Annotated in this window: 17 protein-coding genes; 4 read left to right on the top strand and 13 right to left on the bottom strand. The window is 50.5% G+C overall.

Annotation, left to right across the window (positions count from 1 at the left end; all coding sequences use genetic code 11):
• Positions 1 to 8: 8 nt before the first annotated feature.
• From U6B65_13585 to U6B65_13535, 11 genes are all read right to left on the bottom strand, one after another.
• Positions 9 to 416 (bottom strand): ribonuclease III domain-containing protein, encoded by a 408-nt coding sequence (locus U6B65_13585; protein ID WRS27343.1) that lies wholly within the window; start codon positions 414 to 416, stop codon positions 9 to 11.
• 48 nt (positions 417 to 464) lie between these two features.
• Positions 465 to 1736: a GTPase ObgE gene (gene obgE / locus U6B65_13580; protein WRS27342.1), complete on the bottom strand. Its 1272-nt coding sequence runs from the start codon at positions 1734 to 1736 to the stop codon at positions 465 to 467.
• 172 nt (positions 1737 to 1908) lie between these two features.
• A complete protein-coding gene (gene rpmA / locus U6B65_13575; GenBank protein ID WRS27341.1) occupies positions 1909 to 2190 on the bottom strand; it encodes a 50S ribosomal protein L27 in 282 nt (93 codons plus the stop codon).
• A 3-nt stretch (positions 2191 to 2193) separates the two neighbouring features.
• Entirely contained in the window at positions 2194 to 2511 is a 318-nt protein-coding gene (locus U6B65_13570) for a ribosomal-processing cysteine protease Prp (protein ID WRS27340.1), read from the bottom strand.
• Positions 2512 to 2516: 5 nt separating this feature from the next.
• Complete coding sequence (rplU, locus tag U6B65_13565) at positions 2517 to 2828, bottom strand: 50S ribosomal protein L21 (GenBank protein ID WRS27339.1); 312 nt, start codon at positions 2826 to 2828, stop codon at positions 2517 to 2519.
• 191 nt (positions 2829 to 3019) lie between these two features.
• Positions 3020 to 4198, bottom strand: coding sequence for a flagellin (locus tag U6B65_13560; GenBank protein WRS27338.1), 1179 nt, complete (start codon positions 4196 to 4198; stop codon positions 3020 to 3022).
• Between the two features lie 108 nt (positions 4199 to 4306).
• A complete protein-coding gene (locus tag U6B65_13555) occupies positions 4307 to 5497 on the bottom strand; it encodes a flagellin (protein WRS27337.1) in 1191 nt (396 codons plus the stop codon).
• A gap of 108 nt (positions 5498 to 5605) precedes the next feature.
• On the bottom strand, positions 5606 to 6844 hold the full coding sequence (locus U6B65_13550) for a flagellin (protein ID WRS27336.1): 1239 nt from the start codon (positions 6842 to 6844) through the stop codon (positions 5606 to 5608).
• 293 nt (positions 6845 to 7137) lie between these two features.
• Positions 7138 to 8355: a flagellin gene (locus U6B65_13545; GenBank protein WRS27335.1), complete on the bottom strand. Its 1218-nt coding sequence runs from the start codon at positions 8353 to 8355 to the stop codon at positions 7138 to 7140.
• A gap of 108 nt (positions 8356 to 8463) precedes the next feature.
• The gene (locus U6B65_13540; GenBank protein WRS27334.1) at positions 8464 to 9645 is read right to left on the bottom strand and encodes a flagellin; all 1182 of its coding nucleotides are present in this window, start codon (positions 9643 to 9645) and stop codon (positions 8464 to 8466) included.
• 251 nt (positions 9646 to 9896) lie between these two features.
• Positions 9897 to 11099 carry a flagellin gene (locus U6B65_13535; GenBank protein WRS27333.1) on the bottom strand — a complete coding sequence of 401 codons (1203 nt, stop codon included), beginning with the start codon at positions 11097 to 11099 and terminating at the stop codon, positions 9897 to 9899.
• Between the two features lie 674 nt (positions 11100 to 11773).
• Between U6B65_13535 and U6B65_13530 the strand changes: the two genes are divergently transcribed.
• From U6B65_13530 to U6B65_13520, 3 genes are read left to right on the top strand one after another with little or no spacing between them, the layout of a single operon-like run.
• Entirely contained in the window at positions 11774 to 13498 is a 1725-nt protein-coding gene (locus tag U6B65_13530; GenBank protein ID WRS27332.1) for a PASTA domain-containing protein, read from the top strand.
• A gap of 28 nt (positions 13499 to 13526) precedes the next feature.
• Complete coding sequence (locus tag U6B65_13525; GenBank protein WRS27331.1) at positions 13527 to 14243, top strand: YebC/PmpR family DNA-binding transcriptional regulator; 717 nt, start codon at positions 13527 to 13529, stop codon at positions 14241 to 14243.
• 39 nt (positions 14244 to 14282) lie between these two features.
• Positions 14283 to 15182 (top strand): bifunctional enoyl-CoA hydratase/phosphate acetyltransferase, encoded by a 900-nt coding sequence (locus U6B65_13520; GenBank protein ID WRS27330.1) that lies wholly within the window; start codon positions 14283 to 14285, stop codon positions 15180 to 15182.
• 74 nt (positions 15183 to 15256) lie between these two features.
• On the opposite strand, the gene U6B65_13515 is transcribed toward U6B65_13520, so the two are convergent.
• Together U6B65_13515 and U6B65_13510 are read right to left on the bottom strand one after the other, a co-directional pair.
• Positions 15257 to 16429, bottom strand: a complete 1173-nt coding sequence (locus U6B65_13515) for an NADP-dependent malic enzyme (protein WRS27329.1) — start codon at positions 16427 to 16429, stop codon at positions 15257 to 15259.
• 333 nt (positions 16430 to 16762) lie between these two features.
• Entirely contained in the window at positions 16763 to 16918 is a 156-nt protein-coding gene (locus tag U6B65_13510) for a hypothetical protein (protein WRS27328.1), read from the bottom strand.
• Positions 16919 to 17373: 455 nt separating this feature from the next.
• Between U6B65_13510 and U6B65_13505 the strand changes: the two genes are divergently transcribed.
• Positions 17374 to 19833, top strand: coding sequence for an ATP-dependent Clp protease ATP-binding subunit (locus U6B65_13505; GenBank protein WRS27327.1), 2460 nt, complete (start codon positions 17374 to 17376; stop codon positions 19831 to 19833).
• Positions 19834 to 19948: the final 115 nt, after the last annotated feature.

The following is a 19948-nucleotide window of genomic DNA, read 5'->3' as shown; positions in this document are numbered from 1 at the left end:
CGAATGCATCACTCCCCGATGGTATTCAGGCTGCTCTCCATGACCTGATAAAGCTCACGGACCCGCTCTATTTGGCCTTCCATGTAAAGGTAACCAAACAAGGTCTCCAAGGCAGTTGCCTTTCGGTATTCATCCACCGTGCAGCTTTTGGGCGCTTTGGTGGAATTGGCGTTGCGCCCCCGTTTTAGTATAGCCAATTCCTTCTCATTTAATAAGGCTTCCACCGCCGGGTATACGCTGGCCTGCGCCGTAGCGCTCACCATGCCCACGGCCAGCCGATGAAGCTCGCCAGCCGGCCGGCTGCCCTGTGCAACCAGCTTTTCCCGAACCATCAGCTCATAAACCACATCGCCCAAGAAAGCCAATGTAAGCGGGCTGTAGGTTTTCGGATCGGCTGTATGCAGCTGCTGTTCCAATGGCACAGCCTCCTTTCCAAAACTTAAAAACGTTCCCGCCCCAACCGGTCAGGATACATAATCAAATTCAAAATCCAGAATGCTGACAGTGTCGCCATCCTGTACGCCCATCTCCACCAGCCGGTCTATGATGCCGGAACTGCGCAGAACACGCTGGAAATACTGGAGAGATTCGTAATCCTCCATATTCACAGAACCAAGAACAGGGGCAAGCCAATCTGCATCCACCAGATAAACCCCATCCTCCACTGTAACAGTAAAGGCATTGCCGATTTTCTTTTCCAGCTGCTCCACAGAGGGTGCCTCAGGCGCATATTCCTTAATGGGCGGCAAAGTATCCAGCTTGCGGGATACCGCATAAATCAGCGGCTCCAGCCCTTGGAAGGCAGCAGCAGAAATTTCAAAGTATTCATAGCCAAGGCTCTCAATATGGGCCTTGAAACGCTCCCGCTGCTCAGGCTCGGCGATATCCGCTTTGTTGCCCGCCACCAGCATAGGGCGTGCAGCCAGCTCAGTGTTAAACTTGGTCAGTTCAGCGTTGATAATGGCAAAATCCTCAATGGGATCCCGCCCTTCCAGACCGGATATATCCACCACATGCACCAGCAGACGGCAGCGGTCGATGTGGCGCAGGAATTCATGCCCAAGCCCCACCCCATCGCTGGCACCTTCGATCAAGCCGGGAATATCGGCCATGACAAAGGATTTTTCATCATCCACCCGCACAACACCCAAAACCGGGGTAATGGTGGTGAAGGGATAGCTTGCAATGGCAGGCTTGGCCTCGCTGACAGCGGAAATTAAGGTAGATTTGCCCACGTTGGGGAACCCGGCTAATCCGACATCCGCCAGCAGTTTCAATTCAAGCTTTACATGAAAAGCTTCACCGGGCAGACCGGGTTTTGCAAAGCGGGGAATCTGGCGGGTGGGTGTGGCGAAGTGGGAGTTACCCCAGCCGCCTTTACCGCCCCGGGCTACGGTAATAGGCTCTGTGCCGGAAACATCGGCCAGCACCCGGCCTGTTTCGCTTTCGGTAATCAAGGTACCCTTAGGAACCCGAATAACCAAATTTTTTCCACCCCGACCAAAACAGCGCTTTCCTCTGCCGGGTTCGCCGTCTTCAGCGGCGTATTTTTTGCGCAGGCGAAAGTCAGCCAAAGTGGAAAGATTTGTATCCGCTACAAAAACCACATCGCCGCCTCGGCCACCATCGCCGCCATCGGGGCCGCCGGCAGCTACATATTTTTCTCTGTGGAAGGTAACTGCCCCTGCGCCACCGTCACCAGCCTTTATTCTTATCCGTGCGGTATCAATAAACATGCGCCGGACACCTCCTTTTGGAATGCAGGCACCAGCCTGCCTTTGAAATGGTATTGCCTATAGAGTTCCCAGAAACCACTGAAAAACATCCAATCTCCTGCTAAAAGCCTCTATACACCAAAAAAGTCTCAAGTGCTAGACTTGAGACTTTGGCGGCATATTCATTCTTCCACTAGCTGGCAGGATAAATGGAAACCTTCTTGCGATCGCGGCCCCAGCGCTCAAAGCGGACAATACCATCGGATGTTGCGAAGAGGGTATCATCGGAACCGATCCCAACGTTGGTGCCGGGATGAATCTTGGTGCCTCTCTGGCGAACCAGAATGTTGCCAGCCAGAACGAACTGGCCATCGGCACGTTTTGCGCCCAGTCTCTTGGATTCGGAATCACGGCCGTTCTTGGTGGATCCCATTCCCTTTTTATGAGCAAAGAACTGCATATTAAGTCTCAGCATTGCTTACACCTCCGAAACGGTTAATCTTAAATTTTTCGTATAATCCTCAGCCAGAAGCCCCAAATGCAGATAAAGTGCCTGCATAAAAGCTGTGGCCTGCGGGGAAAATGGCTCAGAAAGCCTTATGGAAATAAGGTTTTCTTCCAATCCGACCTGCGCTTTTTCTTGAAGCACTTCAGTGAGAGCATTGGCGGTCAGTTGAACCGCTGAGGTCACCGCCGCACAGACAACATCCCGACCTGCCTGCGCATAGCCTGCATGTCCGCTGACTGAAACTGCTGTGATCTGATCTCCCTGGCGCTCAAAAGCTGCGTGTATCACAGGGACTAACCCTGGATGGACTGGATCTCCACCTTGGTATAGGGCTGACGATGGCCCATCTTACGCTTGGAGCCCTTCTTAGCACGATAAGTGAAGACAGTAATCTTCTTGGCTTTGCCGTTTTTGAGAACCTTGGCGGTAACCTTGGCACCCTTCACAGTGGGATCGCCCACAACCACGCCGTCATCCTTGCCAATCATGACAACTTCATCGAACTGCACAGTCTGGTCAGCTTCAACATCAAGCTTCTCAATGAAAAGCATATCGCCTTCCTGCACACGGTACTGTTTTCCGCCAGTGGTAATAACTGCGTACATACAAAAACACCTGTATCTTTCTTCAGTCTCGCTGCTCATCAAGGTGGCGCTCTGGGCGCACTTCTACCCGGAACATGCGGCAACATATATGTTACCATATATAAGAAAGCCTGTCAAGCCGTAAGTTTAGGGCAAAAACAAAAAAGGGCAGGAATAAATCCTGCCCTTTTCCAATCAAAAAGTTTATGCGTTTACCGGAGCAGCTGGAGGATACCCTGGGGCAGCTGATTGGCCTGAGCCAGCATTGCCTGAGCAGCCTGAGAAAGGATGTTATTCTTGGTGAAATCCATCATTTCTTTTGCCATGTCTACATCACGGATAGAGCTTTCAGCAGACTGCAGATTCTCCCGTGTTACACCCAGGTTGTTGATGGTGTGCTCCAAACGGTTCTGGAGAGCACCAAGGCCTGCACGCTGAGTGGAAACCTGGTTGATAGCTGCATCAATGGTGCCGATAGCAGCATTAGCAGAGGTCTGAGAAGCAACCGAAACAGCCGCTACATAACCATCGGTAGCGTTGCCCAGATAGCCGGTGGCCATGTTATCCACATGGAGGCCAACCTTCTGGTCGGCTGTGCCGTTGGCTCCGATCTGGAAGGTCAGCTCGGAGGCTTTGTTGCCCACCATGGCATTGGCATAATCAGCACCAGAAGTAGTCAATTTGACACCGGTGATAACACCAGCTTTGGTGTCACTATCAAAAGCATCTCCTAAAGTTACGGTATCTGTAGCACCGGAACCCACCTTAAACACATTGCCAGTAGCAGAATAGGTTTTTCCGTCTACCTGCAAGGCATATTTACCACCGCTGCGCATAATAACAGTAGCGGTTTTTCCATCCAAAGCTTGAGCCGCAGTACCAGCACCAAGAGCAATCGTGGTGTTTGTGGTGGCACCTGCGCCGATAGCTGCAGACACAGCACCTGCTGAAGCAGTCTCCTTACCACCCAAAGAGCCGTCCAGCAGCTTAATGCCGTTGTAGGAGGTATACTCGGCGATACGGTCGATTTCGGATTTCAGAGCCTGAACTTCTTCATCCAGATTGAGACGGTCAACGTCATCGTCATAGGTGCCGTTGGCAGACTGAACAGCCAGCTCTCTCATTCTCTGCAGGATGGCATGGGTCTCATTGAGGCCGCCCTCTGCTGTCTGAATCAGGGATACGCCGTTCTGGGCATTCTGGGTTGCCATTTCAAGGCCACGAATCTGGCCTCTCATTTTTTCAGAGATAGCAAGACCGGCGGCATCGTCACCGGCACGGTTGATCCGGTAACCGGAAGAGAGCTTCTCCAGATTCTTTGCAGTGCTGGCATTGTTGATGCCAAGCTGTCTGTGAGAATTCAGAGCGGAAATATTGTGTTGAATAATCATGAAATATTCCTCCTTGTAATTGTTTTAAGTCTATACAAAAACCGCAGACCTGCCGGAACGGTCATTTCCTTTTTCCACTTCCGGCGCCTGCAAAAGTCAAGATAATAATTACCGGAGCAGCTGGAGGATACCCTGAGGCAGCTGATTGGCCTGAGCCAGCATTGCCTGAGCAGCCTGAGAAAGGATGTTATTCTTGGTGAAATCCATCATCTCTTTTGCCATGTCTACATCACGGATAGAGCTTTCAGCAGACTGCAGATTCTCCCGTGTTACACCCAGGTTATTGATGGTGTGCTCCAAGCGGTTCTGGAGAGCACCAAGGCCTGCACGCTGGGTGGAAACCTGATTGATGGCTGCATCAATTGCACCAATAGCATTGTTGGCGCCGGTCTGAGTTGTCACGGAAACATCCATTACATACCCATCGGTGGCATTGCCAAGGAAACCAGTGGCCATGTTGTCCACATGGAGGCCTACCTTCTGGTCAGCGGTGCCATTGGCTCCAATCTGGAAGGTCAGCGCAGAGCTATCGATACCAGCCATTGTATTAGCAAAAGCATCTGTACCGGCAACGGACAACTTAATACCGGTGATAACGCCTTCTTTAACACCTGTTCCAGCTGCAACTCCGGCAAAGCTGACCGCCAAAGTATCGGAAATCTGGAAGACCGTAGCGGTGCCAGACGCTTTGCCCTCATAAGTCTTGTCATCCACCTGCAGAGCAAAGGTAGCATCGGTTCCATTGCCGCGAACGATAAATGTTGCGGTTTTACCAGAAAAAGTTGTGGCTGCAGCACCGGAAAGTGTAATTTCTCCGGTAGCGCCGAATCCCAGCGCTCCACGAGCAGCTGCGGAAGTAGAAGTCTCAGTTCCACCCAAAGAACCATCCAGCAGCTTGATGCCGTTGTAGGAGGTATAGTTGGCGATACGGTCGATTTCGGATTTCAGAGCCTGAACCTCTTCATCCAGATTGAGACGGTCAACGTCATCATCGTAGGTGCCGTTGGCAGACTGAACAGCAAGCTCTCTCATTCTCTGCAGGATGGCATGGGTCTCATTGAGGCCGCCCTCTGCTGTCTGAATCAGGGATACGCCATTCTGGGCATTCTGGGTTGCCATTTCAAGGCCACGAATCTGGCCTCTCATTTTTTCAGAGATAGCAAGACCGGCGGCATCGTCACCGGCACGGTTGATCCGGTAACCGGAAGAAAGCTTCTCCAGATTCTTTGCAGTGCTGGCATTGTTGATGCCAAGCTGTCTGTGAGAATTCAGAGCGGAAATATTGTGTTGAATAATCATGAAATGTTCCTCCTTGTAATTGTTTTAAGTCTATACAAAAGCCGCAGACCTGCCGGAAGGGTCATTTCCTTTTTCCACTTCCGGCGCCTGCAAAAGTCAAGATAATAATTACCGGAGCAGCTGGAGGATACCCTGAGGCAGCTGATTGGCCTGAGCCAGCATTGCCTGAGCAGCCTGAGAAAGGATGTTATTCTTGGTGAAATTCATCATCTCTTTTGCCATGTCTACATCACGGATAGAGCTTTCAGCAGACTGCAGATTCTCCCGTGTTACACCCAGGTTATTGATGGTGTGCTCCAAACGGTTCTGAAGAGCACCAAGACCTGCACGCTGAGTGGAAACCTGGTTGATAGCTGCATCAATGGTGCCGATAGCAGCATTAGCAGAGGTCTGAGAAGCAACCGAAACAGCCGCCACATACCCATCGGTGGCGTTGCCAAGGAAACCGGTGGCCATGTTGTCCACATGGAGGCCTACCTTCTGGTCAGCGGTGCCGTTGGCTCCAATCTGGAAGGTCAATTCGGAGGTCTTAGTACCAGCCATAGCATCACTCAGAGTAATTGCAGTACCAGCGGCGTTAAAGTGAACGCCAGTAATAACGCCCTGCTTTGCTCCAGTCTTAGTGCTCATTGCACCATCAATACTCATGGTGACTTTCGTCCCATCCTCAAAGGTAAAACCAAAACCAGTAGCATCTGCATAGGTGGCATCATTAGCGGAGCCAGCAATAACCTGATCTCCTACCTGCAAAGCAAAGGTAGCAGTAGCACCACTTCCCCTAACAATCAGAGTACCATTAATATCTTTCAGTCCGGTACCGCCAGTGATTGCAAAGGCAGCTGAACCTAAGCCCAATTCGCCCATCAAGAACTTTGCCTGTGAGCCAGTGGTTTTGTTAACCGCTGTATCTACCTTCTTACCGCCCAAGGAACCATCCAACAGCTTAATGCCGTTGTAGGAGGTATACTCAGCGATGCGGTCAATCTCAGCCTTCAGAGCCTGAACCTCTTCATCCAGATTGAGGCGGTCAACGTCATCATCGTAGGTGCCGTTGGCAGACTGAACAGCGAGCTCTCTCATTCTCTGCAGGATGGCATGGGTCTCATTGAGGCCGCCCTCTGCTGTCTGAATCAGGGATACGCCGTTCTGGGCATTCTGGGTTGCCATTTCAAGACCACGAATCTGGCCTCTCATTTTTTCAGAGATAGCAAGACCGGCGGCATCGTCACCAGCGCGGTTGATCCGGTAACCGGAAGAAAGCTTCTCCAGATTCTTTGCAGTGCTGGCATTGTTGATGCCAAGCTGTCTGTGGGAATTCAGAGCAGAAATATTGTGTTGAATAATCATACTTTTTCCTCCTTGTAATAGGTCTATAGAAATAAAACATATAAAGCGGCTGGAGGTTCATTTCCATTTTCTCCTCACAGTCGACAAGCCTGCGGCCAACCAGTATATCCGCGCAAAATATACCGAAGGGCCCGACGCAAATGTAAAATACTTCTACGTCTTCCTTACATATTTCGTCCGATTTGTTATTCACTTGAGCAGCTACATTAGATAATTTTTTCACACGCAAAGGAGCCTCCGCTGCAAGCGCAGCGAAAGCTCTTTCAACAGTGAGAATTTTGAAATAACTGAAATTACCGGAGCAGCTGGAGGATACCCTGAGGCAGCTGATTGGCCTGAGCCAGCATTGCCTGAGCAGCCTGAGAAAGGATGTTATTCTTGGTGAAATCCATCATTTCTTTTGCCATGTCTACATCACGGATAGAGCTTTCAGCAGACTGCAGATTCTCCCGTGTTACACCCAGGTTGTTGATGGTGTGCTCCAAACGGTTCTGGAGAGCACCAAGGCCTGCACGCTGGGTGGAAACCTGGTTGATAGCTGCATCAATGGTGCCGATAGCAGTGTTAGCAGAGGTCTGGGTTGTAACCGATACATCCATCACATAGCCATCGTCTGTGTTGCCCAGATACATGGTAGACATGTTATCCACATGGAGACCCACCTTCTGGTCAGCGGTGCCGTTGGCTCCGATTTGGAAGGTCAGCTCAGAATTTTTGTTAGCAACCATTACTCCAGAAAGGTCAGCAGTGTCAGTAGCACCATCAATAGCCGTACCATCGGCAACTGCTGTATAAGACCACTTGAATCCAGAAACAACGCCTTCCTTCATGGCGGTGGAGTTTACGCTAGCTGTAATAGTAGCACCCTGTGCATCTTTAAAGGCAAAAGCAGCAGCAGCCTTGGTAACCTTTTGAACACCGCTCATCCCCGCAACCTGAACCAGAACATCATTCTCCCGGATAATAAAAGTAGCGGAGCCGCTGTAAGATGCCCCTGATGCAAAACCAGTACCACCAGCAATAGTGTAGTTGGTATTCAAGGCACCAAGGCCTACATCAGCCATTGCGGCAGAACCAGCCTTACCGCCCAAAGAACCATCCAGCAGCTTAATGCCGTTGTAGGAGGTGTAGGTGGCGATACGGTCAATCTCAGCCTTCAGAGCCTGAACCTCTTCATCCAGATTGAGACGGTCAACGTCATCATCGTAGGTGCCGTTGGCAGACTGAACAGCAAGCTCTCTCATTCTCTGCAGGATGGCATGGGTCTCATTGAGGCCGCCCTCTGCTGTCTGAATCAGGGATACGCCGTTCTGGGCATTCTGGGTTGCCATTTCAAGGCCACGGATCTGGCCTCTCATTTTTTCAGAGATAGCAAGACCGGCGGCATCGTCACCGGCACGGTTGATCCGGTAACCGGAAGAAAGCTTCTCCAGATTCTTTGCAGTGCTGGCATTGTTGATGCCAAGCTGTCTGTGAGAATTCAGGGCGGAAATATTGTGTTGAATAATCATGAAATGTTCCTCCTTGTAAGTGTGTTAAGTCTATACAAAAGCCGCAGACCTGCCGGAAGGGTCATTTCCTTTTTCCACTTCCGGCGCCTGCAAAAGTCAAGATAATAATTACCGGAGCAGCTGGAGGATACCCTGAGGCAGCTGATTGGCCTGAGCCAGCATTGCCTGAGCAGCCTGAGAAAGGATGTTGTTCTTAGTGAAATCCATCATTTCTTTTGCCATATCTACATCACGGATAGAGCTTTCAGCAGACTGCAGATTCTCCCGTGTTACGCCCAGGTTGTTGATGGTGTGCTCCAAACGGTTCTGGAGAGCACCAAGACCTGCACGCTGGGTGGAAACCTGGTTGATAGCTGCATCAATGGTGCCGATAGCAGCATTAGCAGAGGTCTGAGAAGCAACCGAAACAGCCGCTACATAACCATCGGTAGCGTTGCCCAGATAGCCGGTGGCCATGTTATCCACATGGAGGCCAACCTTCTGGTCGGCTGTGCCGTTGGCTCCGATCTGGAAGGTCAGCTCGGAGGCTTTGTTGCCCACCATGGCATTGGAATAGTCAGCACCAGCAGCAGTTAACTCAACGCCTGTGATAACACCCGCTTTGGTAGAGGCTGCAAAGCCAGTTCCCAAAATAACAGTATCATCGGCACCAGTGCCTACCTTAAAAGCATTGCCAGTGCCCATAGAATAGGTCTTGCCGTCTACCTGAAGAGCATACTTACCACCGCTGCGCATAATAAGAGTAGCGGTTTTTCCGGAAAGAGCCTGAGCCCCAGCACCAGAATTGAGAACAATGGTCACAGCAGCAGCAGCAGAACCACCGATTGCAGTCCGAACATCACCAGCAGAAGCCACCTCCTTGCCGCCCAAAGAGCCATCCAGCAGCTTAATGCCGTTGTAGGAGGTATACTCAGCGATGCGGTCAATCTCAGCTTTCAGAGCCTGAACTTCTTCATCCAGATTGAGACGGTCAACGTCATCGTCATAGGTGCCGTTGGCAGACTGAACAGCCAGCTCTCTCATTCTCTGCAGGATGGCATGGGTCTCATTGAGGCCGCCCTCTGCTGTCTGAATCAGGGATACGCCGTTCTGGGCATTCTGGGTGGCCATTTCAAGACCACGGATCTGGCCTCTCATTTTTTCAGAGATAGCAAGACCGGCGGCATCGTCACCGGCACGGTTGATCCGATAACCGGATGAGAGCTTCTCCAGATTCTTTGCAGTGCTGGCATTGTTGATGCCAAGCTGTCTGTGGGAATTCAGAGCAGAAATATTGTGTTGAATAATCATACGAAATTCCTCCTTGTGATTTTCTAAGGTTTTTTGTATATTGTCCCAGCCCCCCAGCTGTTCCGTCAGCCGGTCAGGAGCTATCAGGTAATATCTGCGCGGTAATATTGCCTGATACAGAAGATAGACCTTCTATACACTGTATATCGGGCGATCCATCTCGCACTTTAGAGAGAATAGGACAAAAAAAGCGGGCAGAAAGAATCCGCCCACTTTTGGTTGCATAAATAATATAGATGAGGCACCCACACTTACCGAAGCAGCTGAAGCACGCCCTGAGGAAGCTGGTTTGCCTGTGCCAGCATAGCCTGTGCGGCCTGCGAAAGGATGTTGTTTTTGGTGAACTCCATCATCTCCTTCGCCATGTCTACATCACGGACGGTGCTTTCAGCAGCCTGCAGGTTTTCCTGTGTTACGCCCAAGTTGTTGATGGTGTGCTCCAAACGGTTTTGCAGAGCACCAAGGCCTGCACGCTGGGTAGAAACCTGATTGATGGCTTTGTCAATAACGCCGATAGCCGCATTGGCATCGTCCTGTACAGTAACCGTCACATCATTGATGTAATTTCCGCTTTCCCTGTCTCCAATATAAGCGGTAGACATATTAAAGACCTTGAGACCCACCTGCTGATCGGCAGTGCCGTTGGCCCCGATTTGGAAGGATAATTCAGAGGCAGCCTTTGCAACCATGAGATCACTATAATTAAGAGTATCACCGCCTGCATTTACCTTCATTCCGGTGATAACGCCGCCAACTGTGCTATCAGACTTAAAAACACCCGCAGCCTGTGCCAAGGTGAAGATAGCCCCATCAGTTGTGCTAAAAGTATAGGTGTTGCCATCCGATGTTTTACCAGTAATGGTTTCGGTACCCACTTGTAAGGCAATTCCTTTGGCCGTTCCGCTATGGCGCACAACCAAATTAACGGTGGTGCCGGAGGCGACCTTAGTTCCTGTCATGACGAAAGTAGCCGCACTTTTAATGCCGACCCCTTCCAAAGCAGCGGATTTTGTTTTCATAACCTCACCGCCCAAGGAACCATCCAAGAGGCTGATGCCGTTATAATTGGTGGAAGCAGCGATACGGTCAATTTCCAGCTTGAGGGCACTGACTTCCTTATTAATATTCAGGCGATCCACTTCGTCATCATAAGTACCGTTGGCAGACTGCACTGCCAATTCTCTCATTCTCTGGAGAATGGCATGGGTCTCGTTAAGGCCACCCTCTGCTGTTTTGATCAGAGAGATACCGTTCTGGGCATTGCTTTCGGCCATAGCCAAGCCCCGAATCTGGCCTCTCATTTTTTCTGAGATGGCAAGACCGGCGGCATCATCGGCAGCACGGTTGATCTTATAACCGGAAGAAAGCTTTTCCAAATTGCTGGCAGAACTAGAATTGTTTATGCCCAACTGTCTTTGGGCATTCAGAGCAGAAATATTATGCTGAATAATCATTGGTTTTTTCCTCCTTGCGATAGTCCTTCTATAAATACGCCTTCTAAACCCCGCAGCCCTGATAAATCCTTTATCCAAGCCGGGTTTTGTTTTGCTGTGCGGCTCTCTGCACCGCTTTCATTAGTATTATCGGGAATCATCCGGCATAACTTTAATCCACTTTAGTGAATTTCCGAAAATTGCAGCTGCTCTTTTCACTCAAACCCGCATGGCTACGCATAAAATTTTATTTGAAAAATTTTAAAGCGCATGTTACAATTCGCCATGGTCCTTTTGTATTTTCCCTTGATAATCATATGGACATATTTATTGCCTATAAGCTTTTAGACAGATGCATCGTTTACACCATATATCCATTTTCTTATCTGCGATGCCTTGGCCGGTTGGCCTATTGACCAAAGCCCGCTCCTGCTGCTCCGGCTGCATACCATGGGCAGACGAGCTTTTTCATTTTTCCATAACTGTTTGTCACCATTCGAAACTTGAAAAAGGCACGTAAACATTGTATGATAAACTAAGCGGTTGTGACGGCTTTTTTTGTAGGCAGAATTGATCTGCAACATTATTGAATCTTTGCATACCGGGAACTGAAACCAAGCAATACTGCATTCTTATCCTGCGGCTCGGAGTATTTTGAGCACAGCAGGGAACTGTTTTGAAGGGTGATTATTTTCATGAATAAAAGTGATACATCCCTTTGCATGGGCTGTATGAATCCTCTCCGGGAGGATGGAAGCTGTGGGTTTTGTGAATATCAGGGCGACCACGCTTTTCACAACCCTGATTATCTCCCACCGGGAACCAGCCTGCAAGACCGCTATCTGCTGGGGCGTGTGGATCGCTATAACGGCGAGGGCGCCACTTACATAGGCTATGACCGCCTGCGCAAAAGCCGGGTTTGGATCCGGGAATACTTCCCCACCACTTTAGCTGGCCGCCGAGCGGATACCGGCTTTTTAGAGCCGCTTCCCGGCATGGGTGCACAGTGCAAGGCGTTGATGTCGGATTTTCAGGATCTCTGCAACGAGGTTCGGAGACTGAGCATTTCGGATGCGGTGATTCCCATTCTGGATGCCTTCTGCGCCAACAACACCGTATACGCCATCTATGAGGATCTGGGTGTACAAAGTCTGGAGGATTATCTCATCGATCACGGGGGCAAGCTTTCTTTAGAGGAAACTCAAAAGCTGATGATGCCTCTGCTGAATACAGTGGATAATATCCATGCACAAGGCTCTCTCCACCGGGGTCTTTCCCCTTACACCATCTACATCGATGAAGCGGGCAGGCTTTACCTGTGGGATTTTGCGCTGGCTGCCACCCGCACAGCAAAAAGCGAGCTGAGCGCAGAGCTGTTCAACGGCTACAGCGCTCCCGAGCAATATTCCGCCAACGGCTGGCAGGGCTCTTGGACCGATGTTTATGCCTTGGGCGCATTGCTTTACCGGGTTTTGACCGGCTTTGTTCCGCCTAAATCCATCATGCGCAGCCCGGATCGGCCTCTGGCCACTCTGGCTGAGCTGACTGATGTTCCACAGGCGATTTCCGATGCGGTTCAAAAGGCGATGGAGCTTTCCACCAACCAGCGCACACAGGTTGTGGGCAGTGTGGCCGGCCAGCTGCTGCAAAGGGAATCCGACAGCACCATGGTTTATGACAATCTGGCCCGTGAAAAAAAAGAGCTTGCCCGCATTCGTGCTCAGGAACGAGCAGAAAAGCACCGGCTTACCCTGCGCAACATCTTATATGTGGCGCTGGCTTTGGTGGTTACGGTACTTTTCCTTTTTGGCGCAGTGTGGTATTATGTAACTCATTACGGTGCTGATGCGATCAGGGGCAACCATTCCTCTTCATCGGCAGAATCTTCCCTTTGGGAGGAAGAATCAGGCGCCGCTGTCCCCGATAATGCCGTCCCCCTGTTTGTGGGCAAAAAGCTGGTGGATATTCAAAGCAATCAGGCCTATCAGGAACGCTTTGATTTTGTCATTAAGGAAGAATTCAACGATATATACGAAGCTGGCATTGTGGTCAGCCAATCTCCCACAGAGGGAACCGCAATGGTCAACCGTGGCAATGTTACTCTGGTTGTCAGCAAAGGCAAAGAAGAGCTGGAGGTTCCTGCACTTGTGGGTAAAACCCGCAGCGAGGCCATGGTAATTCTCACCGAGCTGGGCATTCAGTTTGAATTCTTGGAAAAGGCAGAGCCTTCTATCAGCCCCGATACTGTTATCACCACTTTACCGGAGGAAGGAACCAAAATAGACCTCAAGCGGGATAAGGTGATTTTGATGATTACCCCTGCTGCGGATTCCTCCAGTAAATCTACGCCGGCACAGGAGGCTTCTTCCTCCCGGCCTCCATCCTTTTTTGACAGTCTGGATTTGGATGACGATGAATAGATTTTTTTAGGAAAGGGCGATTTCTTTTATGTCAGGTCATTCTAAATGGAGCACCATCAAACGCAAAAAGGGCAAGACCGATGCCCAGAGAGCCAAGATTTTCACCAAGATCGGCCGTGAAATGGCTGTTGCCATTCGCGAGGGCGGCTCAGACCCCATCGCCAACGGCAAGCTGCGGGATTTGATTTCCAAAGCCAAATCGCTCAATGTCCCCAACGATAACATTGAGCGGGCCATTAAAAAGGCCGGGGATAAGGATAACGATAATTACGAGAGCATCACCTACGAAGGCTACGGCCCTAATGGCGTGGCTGTTATGGTGGAGTGCCTCACCGATAACCGCAACCGCACAGCAGGTGATCTTCGCCATTATTTTGATAAAAACGGCGGTAATCTCGGCCAGAGCGGAAGCGTTGGATTTTTATTTGAGCGCAAGGGCATACTGATTATTGAAAACAATGGTCTGGATGAGGATAAAGTGATGGAGGACTGCTTGGAATGCGGCGCCATCGACTTTGATATTGAAGCCGAGGCCGTTGAAATTTTCACCTCCCCCAATGAAGTAGGAAAAACCCGTGAGGCTTTGGAGGCCAAAGGCTATACCTTTGAATCCGCCGAGCCGGAATATGTTCCTTCCACCTATGTGCGGCTGGATGACGATAATAGAGTCAAAATGGAAAAGCTGCTGGATATGTTGGAAGATAACGACGATGTGCAGAATGTCTGGCACAACTGGGAAGAATAGAAGCCTGTTACTGTGGGGCCTTTAAGGAGAAATCTGTTTATGAATTTAGAAGCCTTAACCGCCCAATTGAAAACCCGCTCTCCCCAAAGGCTGGCTATCGCAGCCGCCGAAGACGACGAGGTTCTCAAGGCGGCTCATGAAAGTTTGCATTTGGGCATAACATTGCCTGTTTTAATTGGAGATACCACCACGATTCAAGAGCTTGCCCGCCGGCTCAGCTTGGATTTGACCGGTATGCCTGTAATCCAATCGGAAGGCCCTATCCGCTCTGCCGCATTGGCGGTGGAGCTGGTGCGCCAAGGGGAAGCGGATATGCTGATGAAGGGCTTGCTCCAAACAGCCGATCTGCTACGGGCAGTGCTTCATCGAGAAAAAGGACTGCGTACCGGGAAAACCCTCTCTCATGTGGGGGCCATGCACTGCCTTTCCACCGGGCGCACCCTTTTTATCACAGATAGCGCCATGGTGATGTATCCGGACCTAAAAACCAAAGCCGAGCTCATTGCCAATGCAGTCAAAATGGCTTCGGCTATGGGGGTGAAACAGCCTAAGGTGGCCGCTATTGCCGCTGTAGAGCTGGTGAACCCGGATATGCCTCCCACAATCGATGCTGCCTTATTAACCATGATGAACCGTCGGGGCCAGATTCGAGACTGCATTGTGGATGGCCCTCTCGCTATGGATCTAGTGCTGAATGCCGAAGCCGCCCGCCACAAAGGGGTGGATTCCCCGGTGGCTGGTCAGGCCGATATTCTTCTGATGCCCAACATAGAAGCCGGCAACGCCGCTATGAAGGCAATGGTGAATATGGGCGACTGCTTGATGGGCGGCGTGGTCATGGGCGCTCGTGTTCCCATTGCGCTGACCTCCCGGGCCGATTCCCACCAGAGCAAGGTGTATTCCATTGCCTGTGCGGCGGCTGTGGGAGCCTGCCAATAGATTATGCGCACTTTATGCAAGAAGAGGATGCAGACAAGCCTGCATCCTCTTTTATTATTGAATATGTGGTGAAATCAAATCCGGGCTGTTCCACTTTCCGCCGCAGCCTTTGCAACCGCCGCCGCAACAGCTGGGGCAACCTTTGGGTCCAGCGCAGAGGGAATAATAAACTCAGGTGAAAGCTCTTCATCGCTGACCAAGTCTGCAATCGCTTTTGCCGCCGCAATTTTCATTTCATCGTTGACCTCTTTGGCTCTTGCATCCAGCACACCACGGAAAATCCCGGGAAAAGCCAGAACATTGTTGATCTGGTTGGGGTAATCAGAACGCCCGGTGCCCATAACCGCCACACCGTTTTCTTTAGCAAGGTCATAATCAATTTCCGGCACCGGGTTGGCCATAGCAAAAATAATCGGGTCACGGTTCATGCTTCTGACCATTTCGGCGGTTACCAAATTGGGAGCGGAAACCCCCACAAATAGGTCGGCACCCACCATCAAATCCGCCAAAGCCCCGGTTATGCCTTCCATGTTGGTCACCTCCGCCATTTCTTTCTGAAAAGCATCCATATTGACCCGGCCTTTATAGAGAGGGCCGTGAATATCCGCCATGGCAAGATGGCGCACCCCTACCTCCATCAGAAGGGAGGCTACCGCCATACCGGCGGCTCCTGCACCGCTGACCACCACTCGAATTTGCCCAATTTCTTTTTTAACCAGCTTTAAGGCGTTGAATACTGCCGCAACCACCACCACCGCAGTGCCGTGCTGATCGTCATGAAAAATCGGTATATCGCAGCTTTCCTTGAGCCTGCGCTCAATTTCAAAACAGCGGGGAGCCGAAATATCCTCTAAATTTATGCCGCCAAAGCTGCCTGCCAACAAAGTAACAGTTTTGACTATATCCTCCACTTCCTTGCTGCGCACGCATAGAGGAATGGCATCAATCCCCCCAAAGGCACTGAACAAGGCACATTTGCCTTCCATAACCGGCATACCAGCCTCCGGGCCGATATCCCCCAACCCCAGCACAGCGGTTCCATCGGTTACCACCGCCACCGTATTCCACCGGCGGGTATAAAGGTAGCTCAGTTCGGGCTCCTTGCTGATCAGCTTGCAAGGCTCCGCCACCCCCGGTGTATAAGCCAAGGCCAGCTCTTCTCTTGTTCCCATAGGGCAATTGGGTTCCACTCGGATTTTTCCGCGCCACTGTTTATGAAGCTCCAGTGCTTTTTCCTGATTTGTCATAAATAGCCCCTCTTTTTTATACTTATTCCGCTTCCAGCCAGTGGCTTGCCCCTCTATGCAAAAGCTCCGTGAAGGAAACACTGCTTTCTTTTTTCATTTTACTAGTTCCTATGTGAAAAATCAAACATTCTTTTTTCCTTTCAGAATATTTTTATATCACCCAAATTGCAGAAAAAACTTTTTATAATCACACATTTTTGCTAACGGCCATCTAAAGGCCGCATATGTTTTAAGAAAAAAATATTTTTGCACCTGAAGGCTCGGCCTTCATAAGATGCAAAAAGGCCCCGGTTATTACCGGGGCCTTTTTCTATAGGGAATGTGTACCAAGGACTAGCAGCATCCGCCGCCGCAACCGCCACAGTTGTTTCCGCAGCCGTCTCCACAGCTGTTTCCGCATCCGCCCCAGCTATTTCCGCAGCAGCAGAATACCAGGAGAAGAATGATGATGATCCAACAGCAGCTATTTCCTCCGAAATTGTTAAACATAAAAGCAGTTCCTCCTTTTCATTGGGTTCAATCTATACTATGTGATTGGGCATCGGTTGGTTACAGCAAAATTAGGAATTTCATTTGGCATAAGGTTCTTTATCTCAGTCAATATTATGGATGCGGCCAGAAGCCGCTAAATCAGATCACCGCACCCTATTTGCACTGGCTCTGCCGAAGGGCTCCCCCAGCGAATGAATTGGGTATAAACGGCCTGGCAGACCTGTTTATATACTCATATAGCTTCGCCCACAAACACGCACTACGTGCATATGAGTATGAAGCCAGTATAGACCGCCTTTGGCGGTTAGCGGCAGATCGCCGCAGGTTTAAAACCCCACTGCAGTTTTAAACCTATACAACTATAGCAAACGGGTATAATAAAGGGGCTTGTGGTGCGCATATATTTCATGGAGGCCATAATGACGGCGCTCCAATGGGAAGGGATGATTTTCATGTTTCGATTCAGTGGATTTACCCAAAAGGCCAACAACGCCATCAATGTTGCCATGAACCAGGCCGCCAATATGGGGCATACCTATGTGGGAAGCGAGCACCTTATTTTGGGTATGCTGGATGAAGGCAGCGGGACTGCCTATACGGTGCTTTCTCAAAAGAACGTCACTTATGCGGCTTATGAAAAATGCTTGGTCACCACAGTGGGAAAAGGTGAGAAAACGGCTTTAACACCGGAGGATTTTACTCCACGGTGTAAGAAAATACTCGAAATGTCCATCATCAAGGCACGCATGCTGGGGCAATCCTATGTGGGAACCGAGCACATCTTAATGGTGCTCATTAAGGAAACCGACAGCTATGGCCTCAAGCTGCTCAAGGATTTGGGCTGTGAGCCGGATAATATCTACAACACCATGACCGAGGCCATATCCTCCGAGCTTTCGGAGCTGAACCCACTGGATAAAAACAAGCGAAATATGGTGCGCCCGCCCAAAACCGGAACCAGCCGCACTCCTTCACTAGACAAATACAGCCAGGATTTGACCGATCAGGCCCGGTTTGGCAATCTGGACCCGGTAATCGGCCGGGAGCAGGAGGTTGAGCGCCTGATCCAGATTCTTTCCCGCCGCACAAAAAACAATCCTTGCCTCATCGGTGAAGCAGGGGTGGGTAAAACGGCTATTGTGGAAGGGCTGGCTCAACGCATTGTCAATGGCATGGTGCCGGATTCCCTGCAAGGAAAGCGCCTTGTAACGCTGGATTTGACCAGTATGGTGGCGGGTGCAAAATATCGGGGTGATTTTGAGGACCGCATTAAAAGTGTGTTGCAGGAGGTTTCAGGGGCCTGCGATGTGATTCTGTTTATTGACGAAATCCACACCATTATGGGCGCAGGCGCCGCTGAAGGCGCTATCGATGCCGCCAATATTCTCAAGCCCCAGCTGGCCCGAGGCAGCCTCCAGCTGATCGGAGCCACCACCATTGCGGAATACCGCAAGCATATCGAAAAGGATTCTGCTTTGGAGCGCCGCTTTCAGAGCATTATGGTTGATCCCCCCAACGAAGAGGATACCATCTGCATTCTCAAGGGGCTACGCAGCCGCTATGAGCAGCACCACCGTATTAAAATAACCGATGAAGCCATTTTGGCCGCCGTGGATTTATCCTCCAAGTATATTCAGGATCGTTATCTGCCTGATAAAGCCATTGACCTCATTGATGAGGCCGCCAGCCGTGTAAAGCTAAAAACTTTTACAGGCCCTCGGGATATCAGTGATATGGAACTGCGCCTCACCCAGCTCCGCTCCGAGAAAGAAGGAGCTATCAATTCACAGGATTTTGAGCTGGCCGCCGGGATTCGGGATCGGGAACGACAGCTGCACAGCAAAATATCCGGGCTGCGTATGATGAAGCCGGGTATCGATGCTCCGACCGAGCGTCAGGTAACCCGGGAGGATATTGCCCAGCTTGTGGCCGCTTCCACCGGCATACAGGTGGAAAGCCTGACCCAAGAGCAAAACCTGAGGCTCATCAATCTGGAGCAAAGCCTGCATAAGCGGGTGATTGGCCAACAGGAGGCGGTTGCCGCTGTTTCCAACGCCATTCGCCGCAGCCGTGTGGGCCTCAAGGACCCCCACCGCCCCATCGGCTCCTTTATTTTCCTAGGGCCCACTGGTGTGGGCAAAACTGAGCTGTGTCTGGCACTGGCCGAAAGTCTCTTTTCCAAGAAGGATTCCCTCATCCGGCTGGATATGTCGGAGTATATGGAAAAACATGCTGTCTCCAAGCTGACCGGCTCCCCTCCCGGCTACATCGGCTACGATGATGGGGGCCAGCTCACCGAACGGGTGCGCCGCAAGCCTTATTCGGTTTTGCTTTTTGACGAGATGGAAAAAGCCCACCCGGATGTTTTCAACCTGCTGCTGCAAATTTTGGAGGATGGCATCCTCACCGACGCCCAAGGCCGTACAGTCAGCTTTAAGAATACCGTGATTATCATGACCTCCAACCTTGGTGCACGGCATATTGTAGGCAAAAAAAGCTTTGGCTTCACCAGCCTGGTGGAGGATTTATCCGCCGAGCACAGCGAAATGAAGCGGGATGTAATGAACGAGCTCAAGCAGACCTTTAAGCCGGAGTTTATCACCCGTGTGGATGAGATTATTGTATTCAACAAGCTGACACAGGAAGAAATCAAAAAGATTGCTGAAAAGCTGTTTGGTCAGCTTGCCCAGCGCACAAAAGAAATGGGAATCAATCTGGAGTTTACCGAATCGGCTGTGGAGCAGATTTCACTGGCGGGCTTTGACCTAATTTATGGTGCACGGCCTCTTCGCAGAGCTGTTCAGCAGAAGATCGAGGATCGCTTGGCCGAAAAGATTCTGGCAGGCCAGATCAAATCCGGCGAATCATTGGTTTGCGATTTCAAAGATGAATTTGTTTTTCTGAAAAGCTAAAGGGCTGAAATTTCAAGAAAGCAGAGAACCGATCTCCCGGTTCTCTGCTTTCTTTGCATACTGTATTCTTGACGGGCGGCTCTACAAAAGGTATACTTTCAATGAAACCAATAAC

This window comes from Oscillospiraceae bacterium MB08-C2-2, from assembly GCA_035621215.1.
Lineage (GTDB): Bacteria > Bacillota > Clostridia > Oscillospirales > Ruminococcaceae > WRAV01.
The sequence above is the reverse complement of the archived record's forward strand: the minus strand, read 5'-3'. Positions and strand labels throughout refer to the sequence as shown.